The organism is Enterobacter sp. (assembly GCF_977039595.1).
In genome coordinates, this window is sequence record NZ_CDRQYH010000026.1 from 36,748 (window position 1) to 50,697 (window position 13,950).

12 protein-coding genes and 1 pseudogene are annotated in these 13,950 nt (G+C 58.2%); 3 read left to right on the forward strand and 10 right to left on the reverse strand.

All coding sequences use genetic code 11. The features are described 5' to 3' along the window. Nucleotides 1-2: 2 nt before the first annotated feature. The 9 genes and pseudogenes from malX to kbaZ all read right to left on the reverse strand — a co-directional run bounded on the left by malX (nt 3) and on the right by kbaZ (nt 9,008). Nucleotides 3-1,574: pseudogene (gene malX / locus ACWYRJ_RS10360) on the reverse strand (maltose/glucose-specific PTS transporter subunit IIBC). A 116-nt stretch (nt 1,575-1,690) separates the two neighbouring features. Beyond that, entirely contained in the window at nt 1,691-2,563 is an 873-nt protein-coding gene (gene kbaY, locus ACWYRJ_RS10365; RefSeq protein WP_045134778.1) for a tagatose-bisphosphate aldolase subunit KbaY, read from the reverse strand. Between the two features lie 12 nt (nt 2,564-2,575). After that, nucleotides 2,576-3,724, reverse strand: a complete 1,149-nt coding sequence (locus ACWYRJ_RS10370) for an SIS domain-containing protein (protein WP_455507828.1) — start codon at nt 3,722-3,724, stop codon at nt 2,576-2,578. 246 nt (nt 3,725-3,970) lie between these two features. Further along, nucleotides 3,971-5,101 carry an N-acetylglucosamine-6-phosphate deacetylase gene (gene nagA, locus ACWYRJ_RS10375; RefSeq protein WP_455507829.1) on the reverse strand — a complete coding sequence of 377 codons (1,131 nt, stop codon included), beginning with the start codon at nt 5,099-5,101 and terminating at the stop codon, nt 3,971-3,973. Next, nucleotides 5,098-5,532, reverse strand: coding sequence for a PTS galactosamine/N-acetylgalactosamine transporter subunit IIA (gene agaF, locus ACWYRJ_RS10380; protein ID WP_023333563.1), 435 nt, complete (start codon nt 5,530-5,532; stop codon nt 5,098-5,100). Before agaF ends, nagA begins: the two co-directional genes overlap by 4 nt. A gap of 16 nt (nt 5,533-5,548) precedes the next feature. Next, on the reverse strand, nt 5,549-6,427 hold the full coding sequence (gene agaE, locus ACWYRJ_RS10385) for a PTS N-acetylgalactosamine transporter subunit IID (RefSeq protein ID WP_455507830.1): 879 nt from the start codon (nt 6,425-6,427) through the stop codon (nt 5,549-5,551). Then, a complete protein-coding gene (gene agaW / locus ACWYRJ_RS10390; RefSeq protein ID WP_455507831.1) occupies nt 6,417-7,196 on the reverse strand; it encodes a PTS N-acetylgalactosamine transporter subunit IIC in 780 nt (259 codons plus the stop codon). The genes agaE and agaW overlap by 11 nt, the downstream gene beginning before the upstream one ends. Nucleotides 7,197-7,206: 10 nt before the next feature. Next, nucleotides 7,207-7,680 (reverse strand): PTS N-acetylgalactosamine transporter subunit IIB, encoded by a 474-nt coding sequence (gene agaV / locus ACWYRJ_RS10395; protein WP_455507832.1) that lies wholly within the window; start codon nt 7,678-7,680, stop codon nt 7,207-7,209. A 20-nt stretch (nt 7,681-7,700) separates the two neighbouring features. Further along, nucleotides 7,701-9,008, reverse strand: a complete 1,308-nt coding sequence (kbaZ, locus tag ACWYRJ_RS10400) for a tagatose-bisphosphate aldolase subunit KbaZ (RefSeq protein ID WP_455507835.1) — start codon at nt 9,006-9,008, stop codon at nt 7,701-7,703. Nucleotides 9,009-9,247: 239 nt separating this feature from the next. On the opposite strand from kbaZ, the gene ACWYRJ_RS10405 reads away from it, so the two are divergent. Next, a complete protein-coding gene (locus tag ACWYRJ_RS10405; RefSeq protein WP_063143552.1) occupies nt 9,248-10,051 on the forward strand; it encodes a DeoR family transcriptional regulator in 804 nt (267 codons plus the stop codon). Between the two features lie 47 nt (nt 10,052-10,098). Here ACWYRJ_RS10405 and garD read toward each other — a convergent pair whose 3' ends face one another. Beyond that, a complete protein-coding gene (garD, locus tag ACWYRJ_RS10410; RefSeq protein ID WP_455507833.1) occupies nt 10,099-11,670 on the reverse strand; it encodes a galactarate dehydratase in 1,572 nt (523 codons plus the stop codon). 373 nt (nt 11,671-12,043) lie between these two features. Here garD and garL point away from each other — a divergent pair, with 373 nt between their 5' ends. Beyond that, nucleotides 12,044-12,814 carry a 2-dehydro-3-deoxyglucarate aldolase gene (garL, locus tag ACWYRJ_RS10415; protein ID WP_455507834.1) on the forward strand — a complete coding sequence of 257 codons (771 nt, stop codon included), beginning with the start codon at nt 12,044-12,046 and terminating at the stop codon, nt 12,812-12,814. A gap of 21 nt (nt 12,815-12,835) precedes the next feature. After that, entirely contained in the window at nt 12,836-13,726 is an 891-nt protein-coding gene (garR, locus tag ACWYRJ_RS10420) for a 2-hydroxy-3-oxopropionate reductase (protein ID WP_111964944.1), read from the forward strand. Nucleotides 13,727-13,950 lie beyond the last annotated feature (224 nt).

The window sequence follows — 13,950 nt, forward strand, 5'->3', positions numbered from 1 at the left end:
TGTTAGATTAAGGCTTCAATGCCGGTTTTGACGCTCTGCACCTGCGGGCCGATGATCACCTGAACGCTGTGCGCGTCCAGCACCACCACCGAAAGGGCGCCAGCCGCTTTCAGCGTCTGCTGATCGATAAGCCCCATCTCCTTCACGACCAGGCGCAAGCGGGTGATGCAGTTGTCGAGCGACTCGATGTTCTCTTTGCCACCGAGCGCGCGCAGGATAAGCCCGTGATCGTATTTCGATTTTCCACGCGCGCGGGTGTTGGCTTCGACGGCCTGCTGCGCACCCTGCGCGTCCACCTCACGGCCCGGCGTCTTGATATCGTGTTTGAGGATGTACCAGCGGAAGACGAAGAAGTAGATGGCAAACCAGGCGATACCGACCGGGAACAGCAGATACCATTTGGTCGACATCCCCTGCATCACGCCGAAGATCAGCAGATCCAAAATCCCGCCGTCGGTGTTGCCGATGGTGACCCCCAGCAGGGCCATCACCATCAGCGCCAGGCCAGACATCACGATATGGAAGGCGTAAAGCGCGGGGGCGATAAACAGGAACAGAAACTCAATCGGCTCAGAGATACCGGTGACGACGGAAACCAGCACGCCGGAAAGCAGCAGCCCCTTAATCACCGGGCGGTTTTCCGGGCGCGCGGTGCGGTAGATGGCGTACGCCACGGCAGGCAGGCCAAAGATAAAGGTCGGCATAAAGCCTTGTTACAGAAACGCAGTAACGTGCGGGCTAAACGGCAGTCCGGCTTTCAGCTCGGCGTAGAAGATATTCAGCGCGCCGGCCACTTCATGGCCGTTGACCATCTCAATGCCGCCTGCCGGCGTGAAGCGCACCATCGCCAGCAGAATATGGTGCAGACCAAAGGGTTTAAGCAACAGCACGCCTACGCCGTACAGGAACGGTCCGAAAACGCTGGTGCTCTGAATGATATGGCCAATGCCGGCAATCCCCAGCGCCACGTATTCCCACAATAGCGGGATAAACAGCCCGACCAGCGACAGCGTGAGTGCGGTAATGATGGGCACAAAACGAATGCCGCTGAAAAAGGCAAAGGCATCGTGTAACACGGTGTCCTGGAAACGCTCGTGCAGGAAGTAAGTGATTACCCCGACCACGATACCGCCCAGCACGCCCATCTCCAGGGTGTGGATCCCCAGTACGATCGATTGCCCAACCTGCCTCATGGTGGCGGCATCGGCAAGCTGGTGGGTGGCGGTCAGATAGTAGTTGATGCTCATGTTCATCAGCATGTAGCCAACGAACCCGGCAAAGGCGCCCACGGCCTTGTTGCGTTTGGCGAGGCCCATCGGGATCGCCATGGCAAACATCAGCGGCAGATAGGTAAAGGCGAAGCCGCCCACCATGGCGATAAAGCCAAAGGTCAGCTGCGTTAACTCACCGCCCAGAAAGGGAAAACTTTTAATAGTGGAAGGGCTGGTGACGGAGCTACCGATACCCAGCAGCAACCCCATAAAGGCCAAAAGAGAGACCGGGAACATAAACGTCTTTCCCAGGCTTTGGAAAAACGCCCACGCTTTCGATTTAAACGACTTTTCCTGTGTCATGTAGGGACTCCTCGGATTTTTAGGATAATGGAAGGCGCTGTCCGGCTTAAGGACGCGCCTTCATATTTGCGAGGCTTATAGTTATTTTTTAGGTATTGACGTCATGCGCGATGGGATCAGGCTTCGGCAGGAAGCAGGAGCCGGTTTGCCGAGCCGCAAACGGCGATCTTGCTTCTGACCACCTCTTTCATGGCGTCCATGCCGACCCGCATATAGAAGCGCGGATCGTTGCCCTGCGGGTTTTCGGCAAACCAGGCCTTAACCGCGTCAGAGAAAGCAATTTTCAGCTCGGTTGCCACGTTGACTTTGCACACGCCCAGCTCGATGGTGCGGCGTACAAACTCATCCGGCACATCGCTCGCGCCGTGCAGCACCAGCGGCACGGTGACCACTTCGCGGATTTCCGCCAGACGCTGGAAATCGATTTTCGGGCGTTTGGTATACAGACCGTGCGCGGTGCCGATGGCGACGGCAAGGCTGTCAACGCCGGTCAGTTCGACGAAGCGTTTCGCCTCCTGCGGATCGGTGAGGAACGCGCTTTCGGCGTCTACGCTCATGTCATCTTCCACGCCGCCCAGGCGGCCCAGCTCGGCTTCGACGCTGCAGTCGTTGAGGTGGCAGAAATCGACCACCGACTTCACCAGCTTCACGTTTTGTTCAAACGGATAGTGGCTGCCGTCGATCATTGCGCTGCGCACGCCCGCATTGACCTTGCGGCGTATATCGTCCAGCGATTCGTGGTGATCGAGGTGCAGCGCCAGCGGCATGTCGTAGGTGTGGGAGTACGCGCTGCACAGGGCGTAGATCTCTTCCAGCGCAATATGCTTAAAGGTGCCCGGCGTGCCCGCGAGGATCACCGGCGATCGCATTTCGCTGCACGCTTCGAGGATCGCCTGGATCGTCTCCGCGTTGTGGATGTTGAACGCCGGCACGGCGTAGCCCTTTGCCTGCGCGTCCTGCAGAAGATATTTGGTAGAAATAATACTCATGAGCCGATCCTCTTAAGCCTGCCACGGGTGAATAACAACGCCCTGCACTACGCGGTTGACCGTCCCGCTGGCGGATGGCGTATCGGGCGTATTGCCTACGCTTAGCGACTGGGTGAGCGCAAAGACCTGGGCATACATCAGGAAGCAGAACGCCTGTTCCATATCGATAAACGGACGTGAAGGCGGCAGCAGAATGTGCGGACCCGCTTCAATGACCGGATCGTTTTCAGCGGCGATGGCGACGACGCGCAGTGCCTGGCGATCGCGGCGCAGCTCGGCCAGAAGATCCAGATCGTACTGACGCGTATACGGATGGCTGGAGATGAACACCACCACCAGCGTTTCGCTATCGACCAGCGATTTCGGCCCGTGGCGGAAGCCCGTCGGGGAGTCGTAAAACGCCGCCAGCTTGCCCGCCGTCAGCTCCAGCACCTTCAGCGCCGATTCGCGCGCCGCGCCCTGCAGGCCGCCGCTTCCCAGATAGACGACGCGTTTCCACGGCTCGCTGCCAAAGACGCCGTGGCTGAAATCGCCGAGCGTAGTGAGGATCGCCTGACAGCGTTCGGCGACGTCGCGGAAGGTGTGGCGATTGATCGTTTCCGGGGCGAACACCGCCAGGCAGCTCGCCATCATGGTGGTGATGCTGCTGGTCATCGCGAACCCGCGATCGTGCGTTTCGGCAGGCATCAGCAGGGCATATGCGTTATCGCTGTCGACGGCGTTCTGGTACAGGCTCCCCGCCTCGTTGCAGGTAATCGACAGGTGGTAGCACTCCGGCACGAACTGGTTTGCCAGCTCGACGGCCGCGACGCTTTCCGGGCTGTTGCCGGAGCGGGCAAACGAAATCAGCAGCAGCGGATGCGCAGGGCTGAAGTAGTCCATCGGGTTCGTCACCAGATCGGTTGTCGGGACGGCAGTGAAGTTTTTCCCGGTATAGCTCGCGAGCCAGGGAGAAACGATATCACCGATAAAGGCGGACGTGCCCGCGCCGGTCAGGACGATCCGCAGATCGTCCTTGCGCAGCAGCGGCGTCAGAAAACTGTCGATCGAAGCACGCAGGTTATCGATGTTGTTGAGCGAGCGGATCCAGCTGGCAGGCTGCTGGCGGATCTCTTCCTCGGTCCATGTGCCGGTTGTCGCGGCGGTAGTGGTTTGTGGCATAACTCAGTCCTTAGTCGTGTGAATTCCACATCAGACGCTGGCAATCGTGTCGCTATCTTTCGTTTCGTTTCACTTGTTCACTTAAGCAGTTAAATAAAATCTATAGAAAAGAAATCGAAAGTTCAATGTAAGAAAAGAAATAAAACGAAAAGTGTGATCGGGAAAGGAAAGGGAAGAGTCAAGGAAAGGAAAAGAAAGGCCTTACGATCGGGTGTCGTAAGGCCAACAGGAGACACAATGAAAGGCCTAAAGGGGGAGAGCCTGGCCCTGGATCCAGATCTGCTGGAGGTGTAAACCCCCGTCCAGCGCAATGATATTAGCGCGTTTACCCGGGGCTAAGGATCCGAGCTGACCGTCAACGCCCAGCAGCCGGGCAGGGTGCAGCGAGGCCATATGGATAGCGTCTTCGGCGGTTACGCCCGCATACTCCACCATATTCCTGACCGCGGCATCCAGCGACAGCGTGCTGCCCGCCAGCCCGCCGGAGCCGGTTCGAACCACGCCGTTTTGCATCGTGACCTCTTCACCGCACAGGGTATAACGACCGTCCGGCATACCTGCCGCCTGCATGGCATCGGTAATCAGCACCACGCGATCCTGCGCGCAGCAGCATAAGCGTATCGCCCCCGGATGGACGTGGTGGCCGTCGGCAATCAGCTCCAGCCACGCCCGTTTGTCCGTAAGCCCTGCGCCGACCATGCCGGGCTCTCTGTGGTGCAGCCCCGTCATGCCGTTGTAGCAGTGAACCAGCCCGTCGGCACCCGCATCAAACGCGGCAAGAGTTTGCCGGTACGTGGCAGCGCTGTGGCCCAGCATCACGCGTATACCGCGCTGTTTAAGATAGCGGATCGCCTGCAGCGCGCCGGGCTTTTCTGGCGCGAGCGCCACCACCCGTAGCGTGTCCTGTGAAACGGCAACCAGCCTGTCCAGCTCGGCGATATCCAGCTCCCGAAACAGCTCCGGCGGATGCGCCCCTTTGTTCTGCGGCGTAAAGTACGGTCCTTCCAGATAGCTGCCCAGGAGCTGCGCGCCGGGGTCGCCGGACCGGGCGCGCCGGGCAATACGCACAAGCGCGTCGTGGATGGCTTCCAGCGGCGCGGTCACGGTGGTAGGCAGAAATGCGCCCACGCCTTCGCGGGCTTTATGCATTGCCAGGGTATCCAGCACGTCGGGGGCATCATCCATGACGTCCACGCCCGCGCCGCCGTGGACGTGCGTATCGATATAGGCCGGGCAAAGCAGCTCCGCATCGCGCGTCGTAACGCCCGCCAGGATGGGTTCAATCGCCGCAACCGCACCGCTTTCAATGCGTAGCTGGTGGTCGTCCAGCCAGCCCTGTTCGGTAAGCACCCGCCTCGCGCGCAGCAGCGGGCTCATATCCCTTCCTCGGCAGGGGCTTCCTCGCGACAGCGCCCCAGCTCGTCTACCAGGCTCGTCAGGCCGCGGTGTCCGCACTCCAGCGCCTGCAGACGAAACGCTTCGCTGCTTAATCCGTCACGCTCCAGCACCATCTCCAGCAGCAGCTGCAGGTTGGTGCCGGTTATCACTTCGCTGCCCGGCCTTTGCATCGCGAGCGTCGACGCCACGCGGAACGGCGTGCCGCCGAGCAGATCGGTGAGAAACACAATATCGTGCTGCGCATCGAGTTCGCTCACCGCCTGCTCAAGCTGAGCGGTCAGCCGCGCGGTGGTGGACGTCTCCGGAAAATCAATGGCGATAAACTGCGGCTGCTCGCCGAGGATCTGCTTCATCGCCTGCTCAAGCCCGCTGGCAAAACCGCCGTGACCCGTCAAAATAATGCCTAACATCGCAACCTCTTTGCTTTTACAGGAAGTGACAGAATTTACCGACAACGCCCAGCAGCACGGTGATACCGATCAGCCGCAGCGGGCTCCAGCCGCGGCGTACCAGCCAGAACATCGTCAGGGTGTAGACCAGCGGCAGGAACGCGGGCATCAGCTTGTCGATGACGTCGGCCTGCAGTTTGACCACGGCATCACCCGCCTTGATTTCGAGCGTGGTATTGAGGCGGACGTAGGTTGCCACCAGCGCGCCGATCACCGTCATCCCGACGATAGACGCCGCGTGGCCGACCTTTTTGGTGTTGGCTTTTATCAGCGGAATGGCCGCGACGCCCATCCGGTAAGCGTAGTGCGCCAGGCCAAAACGTAGGCCGAGGTGTACCACGTTAAACAGCACGATAAAGACCACGGCGCCCAGAATCGATCCTTGCAGCGCCAGGCTGGCACCAATACCGCCGCAGATAGGCAGCAGGGTTAGCCAGAACATGGCGTCGCCAATACCGCCAAGCGGCGCGCCGACGGCAATTTTGGTGCTCTGGATGCTGTTCACATCCTGCTTGGATCGCTCCATCGCCAGAATGATGCCGATAACAAAGGTCACCAGGAACGGGTGGGTGTTAAAGAAGCCCATATGGCCCTTCATCGCTCGCGCCAGGTCCCGCTTGTTGGTGTGGATCTTTTTCAACGCGGGCAGTAGCCCGTACAGCCAGCCGGAGGCCTGCATACGTTCGTAGTTAAACGAGGCCTGCAGCAGCATGGAACGCCAGGCCACACGGTTAATATCCTTTTTCGTCAGCTCGGCACCGATGCTCTGGTCTTCGTAGACGTTTTCATTCATGCCGGTCAGCAGCGTCTCTTCGCTTTCAGACACGCCCGGCAGGGTGGTTTGGTTAGATGCCATCTTCGAATTCCTCTTTCTGAGCGGCGGGAGCCGTCGGTTCAGGTGATTTACGCATCAGGTCGATCAGCGCCATGGCCAGCGCGGCCGCCGCAATCGCCAGCACCGGAAGCTTGAGCCAGGCGGCGGCAACAAAACCGATAATGAAGTAAGGGATGTAGACGTTTTTCATCATGATCTTCAGCAGCACGGCGAAGCCGATGGCTGGCATGATGCCGCCCGCCACGCCGAGGCCGTCAATCAGACGCGCTGGCAGAACGTCAATGGCGGTTTTCGCATGTTCTGCACCGAAGTAGATCGGCAGGAACGCGCACAGAAAATAGAAGATGCCGAGCGCCAGCAGCGCAAGATAGTTAACCCGTTCTATACCGTTTGTATCTGCATTGGCCGCCATGCGGTCGCAGCGCGACATGACGCCGGACATCACCGAGAAGAGGAACGTAATCCCCATCTGAACCGCCACGGCAAACGGCACGGCGACGCCAACCGCGACTTCTGGCTTCACGCCGGTGCTGATGGCAAATCCGGTACCCACGATGGTGCCGATAATGACGTTCGGCGGCTGGGCACCGGCGAGCGGGGCCAGCCCCATCCAGACGAGCTCTAACGTACCGCCGGTCAAAATGCCGGTGTGCAAATCGCCCAGAATCAGGCCGACCAGCGGCCCGAGTACCACCGGGCGGTGCATGTGCGTTAACCCGTTAAACATATCCAGACCGGCGATAAAGGCGAGTATGCCCAACCCCAGCGCCTGCAACAGACTGATTTCCATTGTGAATCCCTCAGAGCAGTTTAAAGAGATCCAAAGCAGTTTCTGTTGGAACGCCCTGAACGAAGCATTCCACACCGGCCGCTTTCAGGCCGTTGAACGCGGCGATATCGTTCGCGTCGACAGAGACCGTTTTGGCAATTTGTTGTTTGCCACTGGCGTAGTGCATGTTTCCGACGTTGATACGGGTGACGGGCACGCCGCCCTCAACCAGCTTCAGAAAATCGGCGGGTGATTTGCAGACCAGCAGGATTTTCTGGCGGTCAGCGGCGCGGTGAATGCTGTCGATCGTTTTTTGTAGCGACCAGAAGCGCACGGCGATCCCTTCCGCGAGCACCATTTCCATCAGGTTCTGTTGAACCGGATCCTCAGCAACCTCATCGTTAGCGACCAGCACCAGGTTTGCCCCCGCAAACCCCACCCACTGCACGCCCACCTGACCGTGGATCAGTCGTTCGTCGATGCGGCATAAGACAATGTTTGGCATAGCGTTTTCCTCTTTTCTAATTATGCGTTTTGAGTCGTTACGCCTTCACAGGCGGCGTGGTACTGCTGGAGTATGTACTGAATGTGGTCGATGATGAGTTCCCGTGGCGTTGACTTGAGAGCGCCCTCGCGAACTTTGCCGTACTGCAACGGCAGGTACTGGCTGATCAGCGGCAGAGGAACAGGCTCGTCTGCCAGGTTACGCACCAGCCGTTCAAAGGCGTCGTCTATTTGGCTGTCCGGCCAGTAGTAGCGCACGCGGTCAGAGTAGCTGTAGCCGCGCGCCAGTCGACGCGCGTTGCCGTCACCGTGGTAATGGCTTTGCCAGTATTCCGGGCGATCGAGCATGACGTTTTCCAGCACGTGGCGGAGGCCGGAGCTGGCTTTTGCCGGCAGCAGCTCCTCTTCTATGGCAGCCAGTGAGAACAGCGCTTCGCGCAGGGCGAAGGTCAGGGCGGGGCCAACTTTCAGAATCGCAAAGTGATCGTTGACAAGCTTTCGCAGCGCCTGCGGCGTCTGGTAGTCGGTGGAGTGCGCTTCAAACACCAGCGTATCGTAGGCTTCAACCATTTTGCTCAGGGCAACGGCTTTCTGCGGCTGATAGTCGCAGACGTGCGCGTGATCGAACTCCACGCCAGGCTGGACCACGAGGCCAATAATGCGCGGCCAGATGTCGCTTAAGCCTTCCTTTTCGAACGCGTGGCGGTGCGCTTCAAGCGTGGCGCGGGCCGCGTCCGGCGTGGTGACGGCAAGTTCGGTGAGCGTCTCGTGCGCGCCACCGGGAACGGGCACTTCCGTGCCGATAACGTAGACCAGATCGGATCCACCAAACTGCTCGCGACAGGTCGCTTCGGCAATCTTCGCCAGGCGTGCGGCGCGTCCGGCAACGATCGTGTCGGTCAGGGGAACCGGGTCGTCCTCGCAGGACATGCTGCAGTCGAGGTGGATCTTTTTGAATCCGGCAGAAACATAGCTTTTGATCAGATCGTCGGCATTTGCCATAGCCTGTTCCGCAGGGAGATTTTGCCAGCGGTTAGGGCCCAAATGATCGCCGCCGAGGATCAGCTGTGACGCCGGGAAACCGAGCGACTCGGCCAGCTGGCAGACAAACCCGTGAAAATCCGCAGGCGTCATGCCGGTATAGCCGCCAAACTGATCCACCTGGTTGGAGGTGGCCTCGATCAGCAGCGGTGACTGATGCGAATGCGCGTAACGAATGGCAGCTTCAAGTACCAGCGGATGTGCGGAACAGACGGCATAGATCCCGTTTGAATTCCCTCGTTTATGTTGTTCCACCATTTCTGTCAGATGTTTCACTTTCCTCTCCATTTCGGATGGTAATGATACTTTTCTTTCGTTTTGTTTCATTTAATCCTGCATCATGGTGATATAAAAATAAAAAGAAAGATAATAGATTTCCGATCTGTTTCACAAAAGAAACATAATGAAAGGTTTCAGCCCACGACTATCTTGCGCAAGGTCGCCAGGCGGGGGTTGCATTCCCGCAAAGGAAAGGCCTTAATAGACAAAACGAAATGAAACGAAAGACTATTTATTAAGGAGCTCGTATGAGCAGCACCGATTCATCCGCGGAAAAGCGCATCACCGGCACCAGTGAAAGGCGAGAGCAGATCATTCAGCGGTTGCGGGCGCAGGGAAGCGTGCAGGTTAACGATCTGTCTCATCTGTACGGCGTATCGACGGTGACGATCCGCAACGACCTGGCGTTCCTGGAGAAGCAGGGCATTGCCGTTCGCGCTTACGGTGGGGCATTGATTTGCGAAGGCAACATGCCGGGCGCTGAGCCTTCCGTGGAGGACAAAAGCTCGCTGAATACGGCGGTGAAGCGCAGTATCGCCCAGGCCGCTGCCGCGCTGGTCAAACCCGGGCACCGTATTATTCTGGACTCCGGCACCACAACGTTTGAAATCGCCCGCATGCTGCGCCAGCACACGGACGTCATTGCGATGACCAACGGGATGAACGTGGCGAATGCGTTGCTGGAAGCGGAAGGGGTGGAACTGCTGATGACCGGCGGGCATCTGCGCCGTCAGTCGCAATCCTTCTACGGTGACCAGGCCGAGCAGTCGCTACAGAATTACCATTTTGACCTGCTGTTCCTGGGCGTTGACGCCATCGATCTCGACCGCGGCGTGAGCACGCACAACGAGGATGAAGCCCGTCTGAACCGCAAAATGTGCGAGGTGGCGGAGCGTATTATCGTTGTCACTGACTCCAGCAAATTTAACCGCTCAAGCCTGCATAAAATCATTGATACGCAAAGGATTGATATGATTATTGTCGATGAAGGCATTCCGGCGGAGAGCCTGGACGGGTTGCGGAAAAGCGGGATTGATGTGGTGCTGGTTTAAGGTTTTTTACCCTCTCCCCTGGGGGGAGAGGGCAGGGTGAGGAGCCATCACGTCACCGGTGCCGGGTTGAACACCGCCAGCTGGTTATGTAATCCCCATTGATCGGAGAAGGTTTTCTTCCGCCCGCTGGCGACATCCAGAATGAAGTGGAACAGCTTCCAGCCCACGTCCTCAATACTCTCTTCTCCGGTCGCGATAGTACCCGCGTTGATGTCCATTAAGTCATACCAGCGGTTTGCCAGCTCGGTGCGGGTCGCCATCTTGATCACCGGTACCGCCATCAGGCCGTACGGCGTGCCGCGCCCGGTGGTAAAGACCTGCACCGTAATGCCGGACGCGACCTGTTGCGTGCCGCAAACGAAATCGCTGGCCGGCGTTGCCGCGTAAATCAGGCCGCGTTTCGTCGGGCGCTGGCCCGGAGAGAGCACTTCCACAATCGCGCTCTGCCCGGATTTGGCAATCGAACCAAGGGCTTTTTCCACCACGTTTGCCAGGCCGCCTTTCTTGTTGCCTGGAGACGGGTTGGCGCTGCGGTCGGTTTTGCCCATCTCGAGATAGCTATCGTACCAGGCCATCTCCTCAAGCAGACGCTTGCCGACCTCTTCATTAACGGCGCGCGGCGTCAGCAGATGGATGGCGTCACGCACTTCGGTCACCTCGGAGAACATCACCGTTGCGCCGCAGCGAACAAGCAGATCGGACGCAAAGCCCACCGCCGGGTTGGCCGTCACGCCGGAGAAGGCATCGCTGCCGCCGCACTGGGTTCCGACCACCAGCTCCGACGCCGGACACGTTTCGCGCTGGCGGCGGTTGAGCTTGTCCAGATGGCGTTCAGCCACCTGCAGGATATCGTCGACCATTGAGCGGAAACCCACGTGGCGCTCGTCCTGCAGGCGCACGATGCTGGCCTCGTCTGCCGGAATGGCTTTGACATCTTCGGTACCTTGCAGCAGGCGCTCTGGCTGCAATTTTTCACACCCCAGACCGATGACCATCACCTCGCCGCCAAAGTTCGGGTTCAGGGCGATATTGTGGATGGTACGGATAGGCACCACGGCAGCGGGAGCGTTAATCGCCACGCCGCAGCCGTAGAGGTGGTTCAGGCCAACCACGCCGTCGACGTTCGGGTATTTCGGCATCAGATCGCGTTCGATGATTTTCACCACGTAATCCACTACGCCCGCCACGCAGTGTACGCTGGTGGTAATGCCGAGCAGATTCTTTGTGCCGACGCTGCCGTCCGCGTTGCGGTAGCCTTCGAAGGTATAGCCCTCCAGCGGAGGAAGCGGTTCCGGCACGCGGGTTGCCAGCGGAAGCGTATTCAGCGGCGGTGCTTCCGGAAGCGCCACCAGCGACTCCTCAACCCAGCTCCCCTGTGGTATAAAGCGAACGGCATAGCCGATGACTTCACCGTAACGTACGATTTCGCTATTAGCAGGGATATCCACCAGGGCGACCTTATGTCCCTGCGGAATATGCTCAATCAGTTCCAGCCCGTCCGGAAAGCGGGTGCCCGCTTTTAAGCCATTATCGTTTACAATAATCGCCACATTATCGGTGTCGTGGACTTTTATATAAAACGCCGTCGGCGATGACTGTCGAATTTCAATGTCGGCCATTGTTCAGTATTCTCCAGCAAAATTCTGATAATAAGTTCAGCCGTTTTTCTGATGGTAGAAATAAATACGCGGCTTTCAGAGATAAAGCATGTCAGCAGATTCAATATCAAAATGTGATCCCGATCGCTCGCGAGCCCGTAATCCTTGATTCTGTGCATTAGCGCCCAGTGCTTTGTGCATATGCAAAAATTTTTATCAAAATATACCGTAATACCTGAGCATTAAAACAATGTGCGGTCGTGGATTGCATCTTATACTGAATGACGATTTTATTACGCCAGAATATGTCCGAATAATAAATATCATGATGGCGCGGTGTCTGAATAAATAAAATGATGCTGAAAAAGGCTGCGGAATTAAAAAGGTAAATACGATGAATAACGCTATCTTCCCGAATAAATTTAAAGCGGCCCTCGCGGCACACCAGATTCAGATTGGCTGCTGGTCCGCGCTGGCAAACCCTATCAGCACCGAAGTGCTGGGCCTGGCCGGTTTCGACTGGCTGGTGCTGGACGGCGAACATGCGCCAAACGATATCAGCACGTTTATTCCGCAGCTGATGGCGCTGAAAGGCAGCAACAGTGCCCCGGTGGTGCGTGTCCCCACCAACGAACCGGTGATTATTAAGCGTCTGCTGGATATCGGCTTCTACAACTTCCTGATCCCGTTTGTGGAGACGGAAGAGCAAGCGGCGCTGGCCGTGGCGTCAACGCGCTATCCTCCCGAAGGGATCCGCGGCGTTTCCGTTTCGCATCGCGCCAATATGTTTGGCACCGTGCCGGACTACTTCGCGCAGTCCAATAACAACATCACCATTCTGGTTCAGATCGAGAGCCAGCAGGGCGTTGATAACGTTGACGCGATTGCAGCCACAAACGGCGTGGACGGTATCTTCGTCGGCCCAAGCGATCTGGCGGCCGCCTTTGGCCATCTGGGTAACGCCAGCCACCCTGACGTGCAGCGCGCGATCCAGCACATCTTTGCCCGCGCTAAAGCTCACGGCAAACCGTGCGGCATTCTGGCGCCTGTTGAGGCTGACGCCCGTCGCTATCTGGAGTGGGGAGCCACGTTTGTTGCCGTCGGTAGCGACCTCGGCGTATTCCGCTCGGCCACGCAGAAATTAGCCGACGCTTTTAAAAAATAACCATCATTGAGGAAACAGATTATGACGCTGAAAGTGGGTTTTATTGGCCTGGGCATCATGGGTAAACCAATGAGTAAGAACCTCATCAAAGCGGGTTACTCACTGGTGGTATCCGATCACAATCCGCAGGCCGTGGCAGAGGTGATAGCGGCTGGCGCTGAAACGGCCACCACCGCTAAAGCCATTGCCGAGCAGTGCGATGTCATCATCACCATGCTGCCTAACTCCCCGCATGTCAAAGAGGTTGCGCTGGGTGAAAACGGCATTATCGAGGGCGCGAAGCCTGGCCTGGTGCTGATCGATATGAGCTCTATCGCACCGCTTGCAAGCCGTGAAATCAGCGAGGCGCTAAAGGCAAAGGGCGTCGATATGCTGGATGCGCCGGTCAGCGGCGGTGAGCCGAAAGCGATCGACGGCACGCTGTCGGTGATGGTCGGCGGTGATAAAGCCGTTTTCGATAGATACTACGACCTGATGAAAGCGATGGCGGGCTCCGTGGTGCACACCGGAGAGATTGGGGCGGGTAACGTGACCAAGCTGGCAAACCAGGTGATTGTGGCACTCAACATTGCCGCCATGTCTGAAGCGCTGACGCTGGCAACCAAAGCAGGCGTCAATCCGGACCTGGTCTACCAGGCTATTCGCGGTGGTCTGGCGGGCAGCACCGTGCTGGATGCCAAAGCGCCAATGGTCATGGATCGCAATTTCAAACCCGGTTTCCGCATTGACCTGCATATCAAAGATCTGGCGAACGCACTTGATACCTCCCACGGCGTGGGCGCGCAGCTGCCGCTGACCGCGGCGGTCATGGAGATGATGCAGGCGCTGCGTGCCGATGGCCTGGGCACGGCAGATCACAGCGCGATTGCATGCTATTACGAAAAACTGGCGAAGGTGGAAGTGGCGCGTTAATCACGGCTTTCCCATACCTGAGGGTGACAGCGGCGTGCAAACCCTCTATACTGCGCGCCGAAGCTGACCAGACAGTCGCCGCTTCGTCGTCGTCCCTTTCGGGGGAGACGGGCGGAGGGGAGGAAAGTCCGGGCTCCATAGGGCAGGGTGCCAGGTAACGCCTGGGGGGGAAACCCACGACCAGTGCAACAGAGAGCAAACCGCCGATGGCCCGCGCAAGCGGG

Bases quoted from the DNA above. Each gene is read 5' to 3' on its own strand.
- kbaY (WP_045134778.1), bottom strand. From the start codon at position 2,563: ATGAGTATTATTTCTACCAAATATCTTCTGCAGGACGCGCAGGCAAAG.
- ACWYRJ_RS10370 (WP_455507828.1), bottom strand. From the start codon at position 3,724: ATGCCACAAACCACTACCGCCGCGACAACCGGCACATGGACCGAGGAA.
- nagA (WP_455507829.1), bottom strand. From the start codon at position 5,101: ATGAGCCCGCTGCTGCGCGCGAGGCGGGTGCTTACCGAACAGGGCTGG.
- agaF (WP_023333563.1), bottom strand. From the start codon at position 5,532: ATGTTAGGCATTATTTTGACGGGTCACGGCGGTTTTGCCAGCGGGCTT.
- agaE (WP_455507830.1), bottom strand. From the start codon at position 6,427: ATGGCATCTAACCAAACCACCCTGCCGGGCGTGTCTGAAAGCGAAGAG.
- agaW (WP_455507831.1), bottom strand. From the start codon at position 7,196: ATGGAAATCAGTCTGTTGCAGGCGCTGGGGTTGGGCATACTCGCCTTT.
- agaV (WP_455507832.1), bottom strand. From the start codon at position 7,680: ATGCCAAACATTGTCTTATGCCGCATCGACGAACGACTGATCCACGGT.
- kbaZ (WP_455507835.1), bottom strand. From the start codon at position 9,008: ATGGAGAGGAAAGTGAAACATCTGACAGAAATGGTGGAACAACATAAA.
- ACWYRJ_RS10405 (WP_063143552.1), top strand. From the start codon at position 9,248: ATGAGCAGCACCGATTCATCCGCGGAAAAGCGCATCACCGGCACCAGT.
- garD (WP_455507833.1), bottom strand. From the start codon at position 11,670: ATGGCCGACATTGAAATTCGACAGTCATCGCCGACGGCGTTTTATATA.
- garL (WP_455507834.1), top strand. From the start codon at position 12,044: ATGAATAACGCTATCTTCCCGAATAAATTTAAAGCGGCCCTCGCGGCA.
- garR (WP_111964944.1), top strand. From the start codon at position 12,836: ATGACGCTGAAAGTGGGTTTTATTGGCCTGGGCATCATGGGTAAACCA.